At 76.1% G+C, this 13,684-nt stretch carries 13 protein-coding genes; 7 read left to right on the forward strand and 6 right to left on the reverse strand.

The features are described from left to right. Nucleotides 1-55: 55 nt before the first annotated feature. Together dhbC and ABT093_RS30055 are read right to left on the reverse strand one after the other, a co-directional pair. A complete protein-coding gene (dhbC, locus tag ABT093_RS30050) occupies nt 56-1,258 on the reverse strand; it encodes an isochorismate synthase DhbC (protein ID WP_502884348.1) in 1,203 nt (400 codons plus the stop codon). Nucleotides 1,259-1,452: 194 nt separating this feature from the next. After that, the gene (locus ABT093_RS30055; protein WP_350569811.1) at nt 1,453-2,262 is read right to left on the reverse strand and encodes a 2,3-dihydro-2,3-dihydroxybenzoate dehydrogenase; all 810 of its coding nucleotides are present in this window, start codon (nt 2,260-2,262) and stop codon (nt 1,453-1,455) included. 349 nt (nt 2,263-2,611) lie between these two features. On the opposite strand from ABT093_RS30055, the gene ABT093_RS30060 reads away from it, so the two are divergent. From ABT093_RS30060 to ABT093_RS30070, 3 genes are all read left to right on the forward strand, one after another. After that, nucleotides 2,612-3,847 carry an MFS transporter gene (locus ABT093_RS30060; RefSeq protein WP_350569812.1) on the forward strand — a complete coding sequence of 412 codons (1,236 nt, stop codon included), beginning with the start codon at nt 2,612-2,614 and terminating at the stop codon, nt 3,845-3,847. A 4-nt stretch (nt 3,848-3,851) separates the two neighbouring features. Beyond that, entirely contained in the window at nt 3,852-4,550 is a 699-nt protein-coding gene (locus tag ABT093_RS30065) for a TetR/AcrR family transcriptional regulator (protein WP_350569813.1), read from the forward strand. Between the two features lie 90 nt (nt 4,551-4,640). Then, on the forward strand, nt 4,641-5,342 hold the full coding sequence (locus ABT093_RS30070) for a siderophore-interacting protein (RefSeq protein WP_350569814.1): 702 nt from the start codon (nt 4,641-4,643) through the stop codon (nt 5,340-5,342). A 7-nt stretch (nt 5,343-5,349) separates the two neighbouring features. Here the strand turns inward: ABT093_RS30070 and cyaB are convergent, their stop codons facing one another. Together cyaB and ABT093_RS30080 are read right to left on the reverse strand one after the other, a co-directional pair. Further along, nucleotides 5,350-5,928, reverse strand: a complete 579-nt coding sequence (cyaB, locus tag ABT093_RS30075) for a class IV adenylate cyclase (RefSeq protein ID WP_350569816.1) — start codon at nt 5,926-5,928, stop codon at nt 5,350-5,352. A gap of 53 nt (nt 5,929-5,981) precedes the next feature. Beyond that, nucleotides 5,982-7,262, reverse strand: coding sequence for a CapA family protein (locus ABT093_RS30080; protein WP_350569818.1), 1,281 nt, complete (start codon nt 7,260-7,262; stop codon nt 5,982-5,984). 286 nt (nt 7,263-7,548) lie between these two features. Here ABT093_RS30080 and ABT093_RS30085 point away from each other — a divergent pair, with 286 nt between their 5' ends. The 4 genes from ABT093_RS30085 (at nt 7,549) to ABT093_RS30100 (ending at nt 11,579) form a co-directional block, all read left to right on the forward strand. Next, nucleotides 7,549-8,346 carry a universal stress protein gene (locus ABT093_RS30085; RefSeq protein ID WP_350569819.1) on the forward strand — a complete coding sequence of 266 codons (798 nt, stop codon included), beginning with the start codon at nt 7,549-7,551 and terminating at the stop codon, nt 8,344-8,346. Nucleotides 8,347-8,459: 113 nt separating this feature from the next. Continuing rightward, on the forward strand, nt 8,460-9,659 hold the full coding sequence (locus ABT093_RS30090; protein ID WP_350569821.1) for a M48 family metalloprotease: 1,200 nt from the start codon (nt 8,460-8,462) through the stop codon (nt 9,657-9,659). Between the two features lie 48 nt (nt 9,660-9,707). Continuing rightward, nucleotides 9,708-10,130, forward strand: a complete 423-nt coding sequence (locus tag ABT093_RS30095) for a MarR family winged helix-turn-helix transcriptional regulator (protein ID WP_350569822.1) — start codon at nt 9,708-9,710, stop codon at nt 10,128-10,130. 111 nt (nt 10,131-10,241) lie between these two features. Continuing rightward, nucleotides 10,242-11,579: a PP2C family protein-serine/threonine phosphatase gene (locus ABT093_RS30100; RefSeq protein WP_350569823.1), complete on the forward strand. Its 1,338-nt coding sequence runs from the start codon at nt 10,242-10,244 to the stop codon at nt 11,577-11,579. A gap of 56 nt (nt 11,580-11,635) precedes the next feature. Here ABT093_RS30100 and ABT093_RS30105 read toward each other — a convergent pair whose 3' ends face one another. After that, on the reverse strand, nt 11,636-13,006 hold the full coding sequence (locus tag ABT093_RS30105) for an ABC transporter substrate-binding protein (RefSeq protein ID WP_350569824.1): 1,371 nt from the start codon (nt 13,004-13,006) through the stop codon (nt 11,636-11,638). Continuing rightward, nucleotides 12,997-13,620, reverse strand: a complete 624-nt coding sequence (locus tag ABT093_RS30110; RefSeq protein ID WP_350569825.1) for an MTB12 C-terminal domain-containing protein — start codon at nt 13,618-13,620, stop codon at nt 12,997-12,999. Before ABT093_RS30110 ends, ABT093_RS30105 begins: the two co-directional genes overlap by 10 nt. Nucleotides 13,621-13,684: the final 64 nt, after the last annotated feature.

Here is a 13,684-nt window from a genome sequence, read left to right on the forward strand (position 1 = left end):
AGCGGTCGGAGATCGTGCGGTTCGGTCATGGAGTCCCCCGGGGTGGTCGGCTTGCTCACCGCGGCACTCCCGCGGCGTCCAGGAAGGTTCGGAACTTGGCGCTGGTCTCGGCGAGTTCGGCCTCCGGCCGGGACTCGGCGACCACGCCCGCGCCGGCGAACACCCGCAGGGTCCGCTCGTCGGCCTCGGCGCAGCGCAGGGTGACCACCCACTCGCCGTCGCCGTCCGCGTCGCCCCAGCCGACCATGCCCGCGTACAGGCCCCGGTCGAAGGGCTCGATCTCGCGGATCGCCTCGCGGGCGAGCGGGGTCGGGCTGCCGCAGACCGCCGGGGTCGGGTGCAGCGCGACGGCCAGCTCCAGGGCGGAGACCGCCGGGTCGGCCAGTTCGGCGGTGATGGTGGTGGCCAGGTGCCACATGGCGGCGGTGCGCACCAGGGTGGGCCGCTCCGGCACATCCAGGGTGCGGCAGTACGGGGCGAGCGCGGTGCGGATGGCGTCCACCACGAAGGCGTGCTCGTGCAGGTCCTTGGGGGACTCCAGCAGTGCGGCGGCGCGCCGGACGTCCTCGCCGAGGTCGGCACTGCGCGGTACCGAGCCGGCCAGCGGGTTGGCGACGACGGCGGTGCCGCGGCGGGAGAGCAGGAGTTCGGGGCTGGCGCCGACGAGGGTGCGGCCGCCACCGGCCGGGACGCCGAAGGTGTAGCCGCCGGGGTCGCGGCGGGCGAGGCGCTGGAGGATGGCGGGCAGGTCGAGCGGGCGGTCGGCGCGCAGCTCCAGGGTGCGGGCGAGCACGACCTTGCTCAACTCGCCGCCCCGGAGCCGCTGGACGGCCTCGGCGACGCCGGCGCCGTACGCCTCGGGGGCGGGCACCGGGCGGACGTCCCAGTCGATCCGGTCGGCGGCGGGGGCGGGCAGCGCGATCAGCGGGTCGTCGCGCAGCGCGCCGCAGACGCGCAGCCGGGCGGGGACGGCGAGTTCGGCCCGGCTGTCGTGGTCGAACGCCACCGCGCCCACCACCAGCGGGTGTTCGACGCCGTCGCGGCGGGCCAGGGCGAGGGTGTCGGCGACCCGTTCGGCCAGCGGGCGCCCGTCCTGGGGGACCCGGGTGTGCACGCCCTCGGCGAGCAGCGTGCGGGTCGGGGAGGCGAAGAACGCCTCGTCGGGCGCGGCCCGATACTGGCCCAGCAGCCCGCTGGCCGCGCCGATGACGGTGGGGTCCGTCCCGGCGGGGGCGTGGTGCACCGTGGTCACCTGGATTCTCCCAGTCTGCGAGTGGTCGCCGGCGTCGCGCGTCGCGGCGGCCGGCGGGTGGTGTGGTTCGGGGGTGGGCGCCCCGGTGGGGGCGCGGTCCCGGTGGCGGGCGGCGGTCCCGGTGGGGCGGCGTGGTCCGGGCGCTGCTCGTCCCGGGTCGCGGCCCGCGCGGGCGTCCGGCCGCCCGGACTGCCGCGGTGTCAGGCGCGCAGGGTGGCGCCGCCGTCGACGTAGAGGTCGTGCATGGTGATGTGGCGGGCCCGGTCGGAGACCAGGAAGGCCACCGCCTCGGCGATGTCGGCGGGTTGGGCGATCCGGCCGAGCGGGATGCCGACCCGGTAGCTGGCGGGGTCGCCGTCGATGACGCGCTGCTCGGCGGCGGCCGCGTCGTCGTGCCAGAGCGCGCGTTGCATCTCGGTGTCGGTGGAGCCGGGCGAGACGATGTTGCAGCGCACCCCGGAGCGGCCGAGTTCCAGGCCGAGACAGCGGGTGAACATGGTGGCCGCCGCCTTGGAGGCCGCGTAGGCGGCCATGCCGGTGCGCGGCACGCCCGCGGCGTTGGAGCCGACGGTGACGATGGCGCCGCCGCCGCGCTCGGCCATCCGCCGCCCGACCGCGCGGGAGGCGTGGAAGACCCCGGTGGTGTTGACGGCGAAGGTGTCGGCCCAGTCCTGGTCGGTCAGTTCGACCACGGGGGCGGCGCGCAGGATGCCGGCGACGTTCACCAGGATCCCGACCGGGCCGAGTTGATCCTCGATCAGGGCGACGGTGGACTCCACGGCGGCCGCGTCGGAGACGTCCAGCAGGTAGGGGTGGACGGGGCCGCTAGCGGCCGGGCCTCCCGCTTCGCCCGCCACCTCGTCCGCGAGCACGGTGAGCGGACCGGGGTTGCGGTCGACCGCCGCGACGACCGCGCCGGCGGCGACGAGCGCGCGCGTCACGGCCGCGCCGATGCCCTGTCCGGCACCGGTGACGATCGCGACGGCGCCGGCGAGTTCGGACTGCTGCACAGGAAAATCCCCTCCGACCAGCGACATTAGGCAAGGCTAACCTAACACAATTGTTCGGACCCGCCGAGGGGTCGCGGGGGGCGGACGAGCTCCCTGCGGGGTCGTCAACTGCGGGCGCGGCAACAGCCGGGGGTGCGCCGAGCGACGGATCGGAGGCACCGACCCCCGCGCCCTCCGAAGGTGGACGCAACGTTGCGTCCAATGTTACGGTCAAGTCGAGACGCAACGTTGCGTCCAGTTTCGCACCTGCGGCACACCTACCGCGCACCTCGCGCCGCGCCGACCGCCGCGCGGCCACGCACCCTGCCGCGGCGCCCGCCTCCCACCCGCCTCCACCCGAGGAACACCCATGTCCACAGCCCCGCCCCGGCGCCCCTCCGGCCGGCTCGCCCCGGCCGCCGTCGCCCTCGCCTTCTGGGTCACCATGGCCGGCACGACCGTCCCGACCCCGCTCTACCCGCTCTACCAGCACGCCTTCGGCTTCTCGACGTTCACCGTCACGGTGATCTTCGCCGTCTACGCGCTCGGCGTCGTCGCCGGACTGCTCGCCCTCGGCCGGCTCTCCGACCAGGTCGGCCGCCGGCCCGTCCTGCTCACCGCCCTGCTGCTCGCCGCGGCCGCCGCCGGGCTGTTCGAGGCCGCCGACTCGCTGCCCTGGCTGCTCGCCGCCCGCGTGCTGTCCGGCTTCGGCGCCGCCCTGGTCACCGGCGCCGCCACCGCCGCACTGCTCGACCTCGCCGCGCCGGAGCACCGGCTGCGCGCCCAGACCGTGGCCCTCGGCGCCAACATGGGCGGTCTGGCCGGCGGCACCCTGTTCGCCGGCATCCTCGCCGAGTGGGCCGGCTCGCCGCTGCGGCTGCCCTGGACGGTGACGCTCGTGCTCACCGGCGCCGCCCTGCTCGGCCTGCTCGCCGTCCCCGAGACGGTGCCCGCCGAGGTCCGCGCCGCCTCCCGGTTCCGGCTGCGCCTCCAGCCGCCGCACGTCCCGCCCGCGATCCGCCCCGCCTTCCTGCGCGCCGCGCTCGCCGGCGGCGCCGGATTCGCCGTCACCGGCGTGCTGACGGCGGTCAGCGGCCTCTTCCTGGCCACCGTGCTCGGCCTGCGCCACCACGCCCTCACCGGGCTGGTCGTCGCACTGGCGTTCCTCTCCATCGCCGTCGGCCAGCTCCTCGTGCGCGTCCTGCCGCAGGCCCGCGCGCTGCCGCTGGCCTGCGCCGGGCTGGTGCTGGCCGCCGCCCTGGTGATCGCCGCGCTGCTCGGCGGGACGCTGCCGCCGCTGCTGCTCGGCGCCTGCGTCAACGGCCTCGCCACCGGCACGGCGATCGGCACCGGGCTCGGCACCATCAACGGCGGGGTGGCGCCGCAGCAGCGCGGCGAGACGGTCTCGGCGTTCTTCGCGGTGCTGTTCACCATGCTCTCGCTGCCGGTGATCGGCGTCGGCGTGCTCATCCGGGCGACCGACCTGCGCACCGGCGGGGTCGCCTTCAGCGCCGCCGTCGCCGTCCTGGCGCTGGCGATCGCGGCCGGCCTGGTCCGCCGACCGGCGGTGCGGCGGGCGGCCTCCTCCCGCCCCGAGGAGGCGTGAGAGGATGGCCGTGACCGTCGCCACCGGCCATCAGCCGCCCCCGGACAAGGACCAGGACACCATCGCCGCCCAGCCCCGCCCCGCCACCGGAAGCCGTGCCGTCGGCGGCCGGGCGAACGCCGCTGCCGCGGCGGGCGGCGGCAGCGGCCGGCGCAGCGAGACCGCGCGCCTGGCGGTGCTGAACGCCGCCGACGACCTCCTGGTGGAGGTGGGCTTCGAGGGCCTCACCATCGAGGGCATCGCGGCCGCCGCCGGGGTCGCCAAGCAGACCATCTACCGGTGGTGGAAGTCCAAGGTCGACATCCTCTTCGACAACCTCGTCCTGGACGGCGCCACCGCCCTGGCCTGGCCCGCGGAGAACCCCGCCGACCCGGCCGACCTGCGCGCCTACGTCCACCGGTTCGCGGCCTTCCTCGGCGCCGAACCGGCCGGAAAGGTCCTCCAGGCCCTCCTCGGTCACGCCCAACTGGACGCCCGGACCGCCGAGTTGCTGCACGGCGGATTCCTCGACGAGCTGCGCGCCCGGGACGTCGCGCACACCCGTGCCTGCCTCGGGCTGCCCGCCGACGAGGACGGCACCGACCGGGCCGCCGTGCTGCTGGACGCCCTGCTCGCCCCGCTCTACCACCGCGCCCTGGTGCTGCGCCGCCCGCTGGACGCCGCGTTCGTCGACGCGCTGCTCGACCAGCACCTGCCGCGCTGACACCCCCTTTCCCGCCCCGCCGCGCCGCCCGCGGCCCGTGCCGTCCTCCGGGCCCTCCGCCGGCGCCACCGCATCCCGCCAGGAGTCACCGTGTTCCGTCGCCCCCGGCCGACCCACGACGTTCGGGTCATCGCCGTCACCCCGCTCACCCCCGCCCTCGTCCGGCTCACCTTCGCCGGCCCCACCCTGGACGCCCTCGCGATCGAACACCCCACCCAGTGGGTGAAGTTGGACCTTCCCGAGGGCCACTCCCGGGCCTACACCATCCGCTTCCACCGGCCCGCCGAGCGCGAGGTGGACATCGACGTCGTGCTGCACGGCAACGGCCCGCTCTCCCGCTGGGCCGAGGTCGCCCGGGTGGGCGATCCCGCCCGGCTGGCCGGACCGCGCGGCCGCCGCCCCTCCTTCGAGGGCGCCGGCCACGTGCTGCTCGCCGCCGACGAGAGCGCCCTGCCCGCCGCGCTCACCATCCTCGACGACCTGCCGCCGGCCGTCCCGGTCTCCCTGTTCGTCGAGGTCGGCGACGCCACCGGGGCCGCCCTGCCGCTGCCCGAGCGGGCCGGCCTGACCAGGCACTGGCTGCCCCGCCGCCCGGAGCTGCCGAAGGGCCGCACGCTCGCCGACACCCTGCTCGCCACCGACCTGCCGGCCGGCACCACGGCCTGGCTGGCGGGCGAGGCGAACGCCGTGGCCACCGTCCGCCGCCATCTGCTCACCGACTGGGCGCTGCCGCGCGAGCGCGTCCACAGCAAGGGGTACTGGAAGCAGGGCGAGGCCGACCACAAGGAGTGACTGGCCGTCAACTCCGGCCGTCGCGAAGGCGAGCTGCCGCGACGGCGGTGGTGTACAGCTCGGTGGTCAGATCGCCTTCCGGCACTCCGAGACCGGCCAGCACCGCGCGGACGGCGGCGAGTGCGGCGGGCAGCTCGCGCTCGTCGGCCGCGGCCGTCTCGACCTCCAGGAACGCCCCGTCGAGCTCCGCCACCCGCACCAGGGTGGCGAGCATCCGGCGGCCCTCGCGCACGAAGCCGTAGTTCCGGCAGCGCTTCTCGAAGGCGAGGACGGGCCGGTGGCCGAGGCCGCGCACGATCGCGTGCGCGGCCTCGGCGTCGGCCACCCGCGTCTCGTACTCCGGCTTGGAGCCGGACGCCTCGTCCACCCGGGCGTCCTTGTACGTCAGCAGCACGATACGGCCGCCGTCCGCACCGGTCACCTCGCGGATCCGCAACTCGCAGTCGTCGAGGGCAAGTTGATGGTCGGGCGTGTCGTAGTAGGTGTCCCGGTACAGCTCGGCGCGGCCCGGGCCGTACGCACGCTCCAAACGGCGCAACAGGGCGTCCGGTTCGCGCACGAGCGCCTTCAGTTCCGCCTCGATCACCGCGCGCCCCTTCCTCGCCGCCCGCGCACCGCCCACTGTGCCACGGGCCACGCTCAGCGCGAAGCGGCGGCCGAGGCCGAGGCTTTGGGGGCACCGGGGGCCTTGGACGCGCCGGCCGGGGTCCGCGCGGCGCCCGCCCCCGACGCGGTGCCCGGAGCGGAGGCAGTGCCCGAAGCGGCGGCGGCGCCCGGGACGGGGGCGAGGCCGGTGCAGCCGCGCAGGCCGTCGCGGCGCTTGAGGGCGGCCGTGGCGGCGGCCCCGGACTGCGGCACCGGCACGCCCTTGTCGTCGATGGTCGCCGGGGCGAACGTCTCGCCGAGCACCTTGCCGGCCGGGCTGACGGTCAGCGTGGTGACCCCGGTCTCGTTGGAGTTGGCGTAGTTGGAGGTGCCGTACCAGAGGAAGTTGCCGAAGCCGTACCCGATGTAGGTGTCCCCGAGCATGCCCGCGCCGAGCATGGTGTGCGCGTGGGTGCCGACCACGGCGGTCGCGCCCGCGGCGGCGAGCTTCTTGGCGACGGCGGTCTGGGCGCCGGTCGGGCAGGCCTTGCCCTCGTCGCCCCAGTGCAGGTAGACGAGCACCACCGGCGCCTGCCGCTTCGCCTCCCCGACCGCCTTGAGCAGGGCGGCGGTGTCCAGCGCCGAGGCGATGCCGGGCTTGTTCGCGCCGGCCCGCCACTTCTGGTTGGTGAGGTCCTCGACCTGGCTGGCCGCGACCAGCGCGACCTTCACGCCGCGCACGGTGGTGACGTACGGGGCGTACGCCTCCTCGGAGTTGCGGCCGAAGCCGACGACGGGGACGGGCGAGGAGGCCTTCGCGGCCAGGGTGTCGGCCAGGCCGTCGGCGCCGAAGTCGACGGCGTGGTTGTTGGCGAGCGAGACGACGTCGACGCCGGAGTCCTTGAGCGCGGTGAGCGCCTTGGGCGAGGTGCGGAAGGTGTACGTCTTCGGCTCGGGGGCGCCGCGTCCGGTGATCGCGGTCTCCAGGTTGAGCACGGCCAGGTCGGCGGCGGAGAGGGTCCTGGCGATCGGGCCGAGCGCGGCCTCGGGCGGCTGCACGGCGAGCCGGGCCTCGGTGCGGCCCTCGAAGTGGACGTCCCCGGCGAACGCCACGGTGATGCTGCCGTCGGGGCGCGGCGCCGCGCCGTCGCCGGACGCCTCGCCCCCGGGGGTGGCGGAGCCGTCGCCGGGCGAGGCCTTCGCGGCGGCCGCGTCGGCGGCGGCGTCGGCGGACCTGGAGGCCTTCACGGCGGCCGGATCGGGGTCGTCCGGCCCGCAGGCGGCCACGGGTATCAGCCCGAGCAGCAGTGCGACGGCGGCCGGGGCACGGCGCATGTGTGTTCCCCCAAGGTCGATCCGGAAGCGGTCAGCCTACGCCACTCCCCCGCCGCCTCTTCGCCTCGTGGCCGCGAACAACACCGGTCCGTCGCCGGGCGTTCGACCGCCCGCGGGCCGGCCGGGGGCGGCTCCGGCCGGCCCCGTTTCGGCCCGCCCGTCCCTACCCGGCGGCCCCTCCTGGCCGTCCCGTCCCTGGCGCGGCGCCCGGACGGCGCGCAGCGTGGGAAGGGTGGAGGTCTCCGCGAGCGCGCGGGGGCGGCGACGCAGGCGGGCGGTGTGGGCCATGACGGGCAACGGGACCAAGGGCGCCGAACGGCGGATCGTGGTCGGGATCGACGGCTCGGCGCCCTCGAAGGCGGCGCTGCGCTGGGCGGTCGGGCAGGCGGTGCTGACCGGGGCGACGGTGCACGCGGTGGCCGCGTGGGAGTACCCGTCGCTGTACGGGTGGTTCGCGCCGATGGTGGACGACGGCTTCGAGCAGTCGGCGCGCCGGACGCTGACGGCCGAGGTGAACGAGGTGATCGGCGCGCAGCGGCCGGTGCCGGTCGAGGAGAGCCTGGTACTGGGGCACGCGGCCGAGGTGCTGCTGGAGGCGTCCGGGGACGCCGACCTGCTGGTGGTCGGCCACCGGGGGCGCGGGACCTTCGCCCGGACACTGCTGGGGTCGGTGAGCGCGCGCTGCGCCGTGCACGGGTCGTGCCCGGTGGTGATCGTCCGGGCGGACGGCAGCACGCTCACACCCGAAGCACGCGCGGCGAGTACGGCGGGCACGGCGGCCCGGGCGACCGGAACGACGACGACCGGCGGCACGGCGGCCGGCCGCGGGGAGCCGGTCGTCCGCACCAAGGACTGGCAGCTGAGCCTGCACGTGGTCGAGGACGGCGACACCACCCGGGTGCACGCGGTGCTCGACGCCGACGGCGCCGTGCTGCACAGCGACGCCCTCGCCCGCCGCAACCCGAACGACCCCCCGGCGCCGGTGGTGGGCGACGAGTTCGCGGTCGGCCGGGCCCTGATCGACCTCGGCCACCAACTGCTCCGCGCGGGCATCCACGGGGCCACGGGGCCGGCGGAGGAGTGACATCCTGACGACCGGAGGACAGGATGACGATCGACCTTCCACGATCGACTTCCCCGGCCGACGCCTGACAGCTGACAGCTGACAGATTTCGGATAACAGATGACGGATAACAGATGACAGATTCTGTCAGCCCAACTCCGGGCCCCCACCCGGCCCCCGCACCCGACTTCACCCCCGCCCAGCGCGCCCGCGGCCGCGCGCTGCGCCGCGCCCAGCTCCCGTGGGCGCTCGGCGGACGGCTCACCGGCCTGGCGCTGACCCTGGTCCTCGGCCTGACGCCGGCCGGCGCCGGGCTGGTGTCGGCGGCCGGCGGCCGGTTCGGCGGCTCGCGGACGGCGGAGGTGCTCGCCGGGGCCGCCGCGCTGGTGCTGCTCGGGCAGCTGGCGCAACTGCCCTTCGGGGCGGGTGCCCGGTCCGTGCGGGCCCGGTTCGGCCTGGTCACCCAGGGCTGGGCCGGCTGGGCGCTGGACGCCCTGCGCGGGCTGGCGCTGACGCTGGTCCTCGCCCTGCCGGTGGCCTTCGGCCTGTACGCGCTCACCGACCGCTCGCCGGAGTACTGGTGGCTGCCGGCGGCGGGCGCGGCCGCGCTGCTGACCGCCGCGCTCTCCTTCCTCTACCCGCTGCTGGTCGAGCCGGTCTTCAACCGCTTCACGCCGATGGAGCCGGGCCCGCTGCGCGAGGCCCTGCTGGAGCTGGCCGACCGGGACGGCGTCCGGGTGCGGGACGTCCTGGTCGCGGACGCCTCGCGCCGCACGACGGCGCTCAACGCGTACGTGTCGGGCCTGGGCGCGACGCGGCGGATCGTCGCCTACGACACGCTGCTGTCCACGGCCGCTCCGCGCGAGGTGGAGCTGGTGGTGGCGCACGAGCTGGGGCACGTCAAGCACCGGGACGTACTGACCGGCACGGTGCTGGGCGCGGTGGGCGCGGCCGTCGTGGTGGCGCTGCTGGGCCTGCTCTCGGGCTGGGACGCCCTGCTGTCGGCGGCGGGCGCGACGGACGCGGCCGATCCTCGGTCGATGCCGCTGCTGGCGGCCGGCGCCGCGCTGCTGGGCGCGCTGTCCGGCCCGCTGCAGTGCGCGGTGAGCCGCCGGGTGGAGACCCGCGCGGACCGGCACGCCCTCGAACTGACCGGGGACACCGAGCAGTTCATCGCGATGCAGCGCAGGCTGGCGGTGACCAACGTGTCCGACGTCGACCCGCCGCGGCTGCTGGAGCTGCTGTTCGCCACCCACCCGAGCGCCACCCGCCGGATCGCCGCCGCCCGCGCCTGGCGGGCCCGCCGTCCCGCTGCACCCGAAGTCGTTGTATAGTGCAACGATAGTCCACGAAACCCCGAGGCCCCGAGGAGGTGGGTCGCCGTGTCCGACCGCGAGACGTCGATCGACACCATCCAGCGCGAGCTGACCGCCTTCGCCCGCCGCGCCCGCCACAAGGCGTCCCAGCTGCACCCGGACCTCTCGCTGGTCACCTACAGCATCCTGGACCTCATCACCGAGCGCGGCGGCTGCCGGGCCGCCGATGTCGCCGCGTACTTCATGCTCGACAAGTCCACGGTCAGCCGCCAGGTCACCGCCCTGGAGAAGCTCGGGCTGCTGCGCCGCGAGACCGACCCGGAGGACCAGCGCGGGCAGATCCTGCTCGCCACCGACGCCGGGCTGACCCTGCTGCGCGAGGCCAACCAGCAGCGGCGGCTCTCCTTCACCGCCCGGTTCACCGACTGGTCGGACGAGGACGTCTCCCGGTTCGCCGACTACCTGGCCCGCTACGGCGCGGAGGGCTGACCGCCGCACCGCCCGGCCGCGCCGAAGCCCCACCTGCCTCGAAGCCCCACCCCGCCGAAGCCCGCCCGCCCCGGGGTGCGGCGGGCCACCCGGACGGTGTACAGAGGAGAGGTGCCACTTCGGCAGCCTCCCCGCCCGCGGCACCCCCGCGCGGGGCACCCCGACGACCGGCGTTCCCCCGACCGCCGTCGTTCCCGGCGGCCCGACCGCCGGGCGCTGACGGCGGTACCGCTCGCGCTGATCGTGCTGATCACGGTGGTCGACGTGCTCGCCCCGCCGGACATCCACCTGGGCCCGCTGCTGATCGTCGCCCCCGCCCTCACCGCCTCCCTCGCCGGCGCCCGCGCCACCGCCGCCGTCGCCCTGCTGTCGATCGCCGCGCTGACCGTCATCGGCGTCCTGCGCGACGGCGTCACCACGGCCAACCACGAGACCCAGCTCGGCGCCCTGCTCGCCGTCTCGGCCCTCATCGTCGGCCTGCGCGCGCTGCGCGACCGCCACGAACGCGAACTCGCGCAGGTCCGCTCGGTCTCCGAGGCGGCGCAGCGCGTGCTGCTGCGCCCGCTGCCCGACCGGATCGGCCCGCTGCACCTCGCCTCCGTCTACCTGGCCGCCGAGGCCGAGGCGCAGGTCGGCGGCGACCTCTACGCGGCGGCCCGCACCACCGCCGGCACCCGGCTGCTGATCGGCGACGTGCGCGGCAAGGGCCTGGCCTCGCTCGGGGACGCCGCGCTGCTGCTGGGCGCGTTCCGGGCCGCCGCGCACCTGCACGCCGACCTGCCCGGCCTGGTCGGCTACCTCGACGGCAGCATCGCCTGGGACCTCGCCCAGCTCGCCCAACAGCAGGCCGAGCAGCGGGCCCGGGAGCAGCCCCGGCTCCCCCTCCCGCTCCCCCTCCCGCTCCCGCTCCCCCTCCCACTGCCGTCCCGGCTGCGGCCGGGCCCGCGCCCGCCGCCGCTCGACGGGACGCCGGCCATCGGCGCCGCCGCCCCCGCCGAAGCGGGCGACACGGACCCGGACGACAGCGGCGAGTCGTTCATCACCGCCCTCGTCCTGGACATCCCGGACGACGAGGCGGTGGTCCGGCTGGTCGACTGCGGCCACCCGCCGCCGCTGCTGCTGCACGGGGACGTGGTCTCCACCCTGGAGCCCGGCCGCACCGCGCCCCCGCTCGGCCTCGGCGAACTGGCCCCGGGGCCGTACACGGTGGAGGAGTTCCCGCTCCTGCCCGGCGACCGGCTGCTGGTCTACACCGACGGCGTGATCGAGGCCCGTGACGCCGGACGGCGGTTCTACCCCCTGGCCGAGCGGGTCGCCGAACGGGCCGCCGCCCACCCCGCCGAGCGCCCGGCCGCCCTGCTGCAGCACCTGCGCCGCGACCTGGTCGCGTACGTCGGCGGACGGCTGGACGACGACGCGGCCATGGTCGTGGTGGAACGCCTCGGCTGAGCCCGGCGGAGGCCGACGGGGGCCGACGGCGGCCGGCAGAGGCCCTCAGGGCGGGCTCACGGCTTGTAGGGCAGCTGCGGCACGTCGAAGCAGGTGGTGGTCATGGACTCCACCTGGGTGACCCAGCCGCCGCGCCCGCCCTCGGCCGAGTCCTGCCAGCGGGCCGCGTTCAGGCAGGCCCGGGTGGGCCCGGTCGGCGGCGGTCTCGGGACGAAGTCGGCGGGCAGCAGCAGCCCGTGCGCGTCGTAGGGCTCGGGGCGGTTCATGAACCGTTCCACGCAGGCCCGGGTGAGCTCCGCGCCGCAGGAGTCCATCGCGTCGGCGAGCCACTGCGCGCCCGCCCAGCCCTCCAGTTCCCAGGCCGACAGCAGCGGCTCGCGGTCCGGGTAGGAGCGGGCCATCGCCGCGCGGAAGTCGGCCACCGCCGGGTGGCCGACGTCCTCGTAGTTGAGCGAGGACGAGGTGGCCCAGAGCGCGTTGCGGCAGGTGGGCGAGGCCTGGTAGTCGGTGCGCACGGACTCCGACCAGTTCTGCACATTGGTCACCTTGGCCGTGACGCGCACGCCGGCCTCGTCCAGGGAGCGGCAGAGCGCCGCGTTGCCCCGGGTGTCCATGGCGTCGAACAGCAGCTGTGAGCCGTCCGCCCGGACGGCCGCGGCCACCGCCTGGAAGTTCGGCAGCGCGAAGTCCACCGTCTGGGTGAGCACCCGGTAGCCCTCGGCCTCCAGGCCGGTGCGCAGCTGGGCGGCGTAGCGGGCGGAGTCGGCCTGGTTGTAGGCGACCACGGCGGCGCTGGTCGCGCCCAGCCGCTCCTTGAAGAAGCGGAACACCTCGGTGGACTGGTAGAGCGTGCCGTTCCAGCCGACGGCGTGCCCGTCGCGCGGCGCGGCGCTGCCGTAGATGCCGTACAGGTGCGGCCAGCGGTCGTACGCGGTGCCGATCGGCTGGCCGCCGACGTCGGGCACCGCCCTGCCGCTGACGTAGGGGGCGCCCGCGTAGTCGAGGACGCTGCCGGAGACGAGGGCGAAGACGTGCGACTGGTCGATCAGCCGGTGCACGCAGTCCTGGTTGCCGATGCCGCTGCCGCCGTCGTCGCAGGTGACGAGCTTGACGGTGCGGCCGTGCAGGCCGCCGTGGTCGTTGAGGGACTGGAAGAAGGCCTGGGCTCCGTAGCGCGGTCCGCTGAACACCTCGCTGCCGACCGGGCTGGTCAGCGAGGTGACGATGCCGATCCGGATCTCGGTCGGGGTGACTCCGGTGTCGGAGGCCGGGTTGCCGTTCCCCGCCCCGGTGGCGCCCGCCGTGGTGGGGCGGGCGCCGAAGGCGCTCGGCGGCAGCCGGCTCCCGCAACCGGCCGCCGCGGCGAGCAGCGCGAGGGCGAGGGCGAGGGCGAGCGCCCGGACGGCGGTGGCGGGGGTCAGCCGCATCCGGGGACCGGGGTGCCGATGGCACCGCCGGCCTGGACCAGCAGGCCGCAGAGGGTCGAGCGGGAGACCTTCCAGGTGCCGTTCTCCAGCACCGCCCGGCCGGTCGCGGCGGGCTCGACCACGCTGCCCTGGAGGGACAGCTCGTAGGTGACGGTGGCCTCGGTCGGGGAGGTGAACGCCACGTTCGTGACCCTGGCGTTCACCTGGCCGACCCGCGGGTCCTGGGCGAAGCCCTCCAGGACGGGGAGCAGCACGTCACCGTTCTGGAGCAGCGAGGCCTTCTCGGGGATCGGGGTGGTCGGGTCGAAGAACTTCTGCCAGTTGTCGGTGACCGCGGTGGTGGCCGCCGCCGGGTCGGCGGGCGCGGTCGCCCCGGGGCTCGGGGTCCCGGTCTCCGTGGCCGTCGCGGTCGCGGTCGTGGTGTTGGTCGTGGTCGCGGTGCCGGTCGCCGTGGCCGTCGTGGTCGCGGCGGGCGGCGAGGGGCTCGCCGTCGAGGACTCCGACCCGCTGCTGCCGCAGGCCGCCACCGTGCCCACCACCAGCAGCAGCGCGAGCAGGGCGCCCGCCGACCGCGGGACGGGGCCGCCGAGCCGACGGGTACCGCTCTGGCTCACGTGCATGGTGTCCCTCGCTCCGGATGCTGTTCCAGGCCGTTCCTGGAAACGTCGCAGGTGACAC

It is taken from the genome of Kitasatospora sp. NPDC002551, assembly GCF_040296005.1.
Lineage (GTDB): Bacteria > Actinomycetota > Actinomycetes > Streptomycetales > Streptomycetaceae > Kitasatospora.

What these genes read in the sequence shown, in the direction of transcription:
- ABT093_RS30085 (WP_350569819.1), top strand. Translation starts at nt 7,549, where the DNA reads ATGACGGGCAACGGGACCAAGGGCGCCGAACGGCGGATCGTGGTCGGG.
- ABT093_RS30090 (WP_350569821.1), top strand. Translation starts at nt 8,460, where the DNA reads ATGACAGATTCTGTCAGCCCAACTCCGGGCCCCCACCCGGCCCCCGCA.
- ABT093_RS30065 (WP_350569813.1), top strand. Translation starts at nt 3,852, where the DNA reads ATGGCCGTGACCGTCGCCACCGGCCATCAGCCGCCCCCGGACAAGGAC.
- ABT093_RS30080 (WP_350569818.1), bottom strand. Translation starts at nt 7,262, where the DNA reads ATGCGCCGTGCCCCGGCCGCCGTCGCACTGCTGCTCGGGCTGATACCC.
- ABT093_RS30105 (WP_350569824.1), bottom strand. Translation starts at nt 13,006, where the DNA reads ATGCGGCTGACCCCCGCCACCGCCGTCCGGGCGCTCGCCCTCGCCCTC.
- ABT093_RS30060 (WP_350569812.1), top strand. Translation starts at nt 2,612, where the DNA reads ATGTCCACAGCCCCGCCCCGGCGCCCCTCCGGCCGGCTCGCCCCGGCC.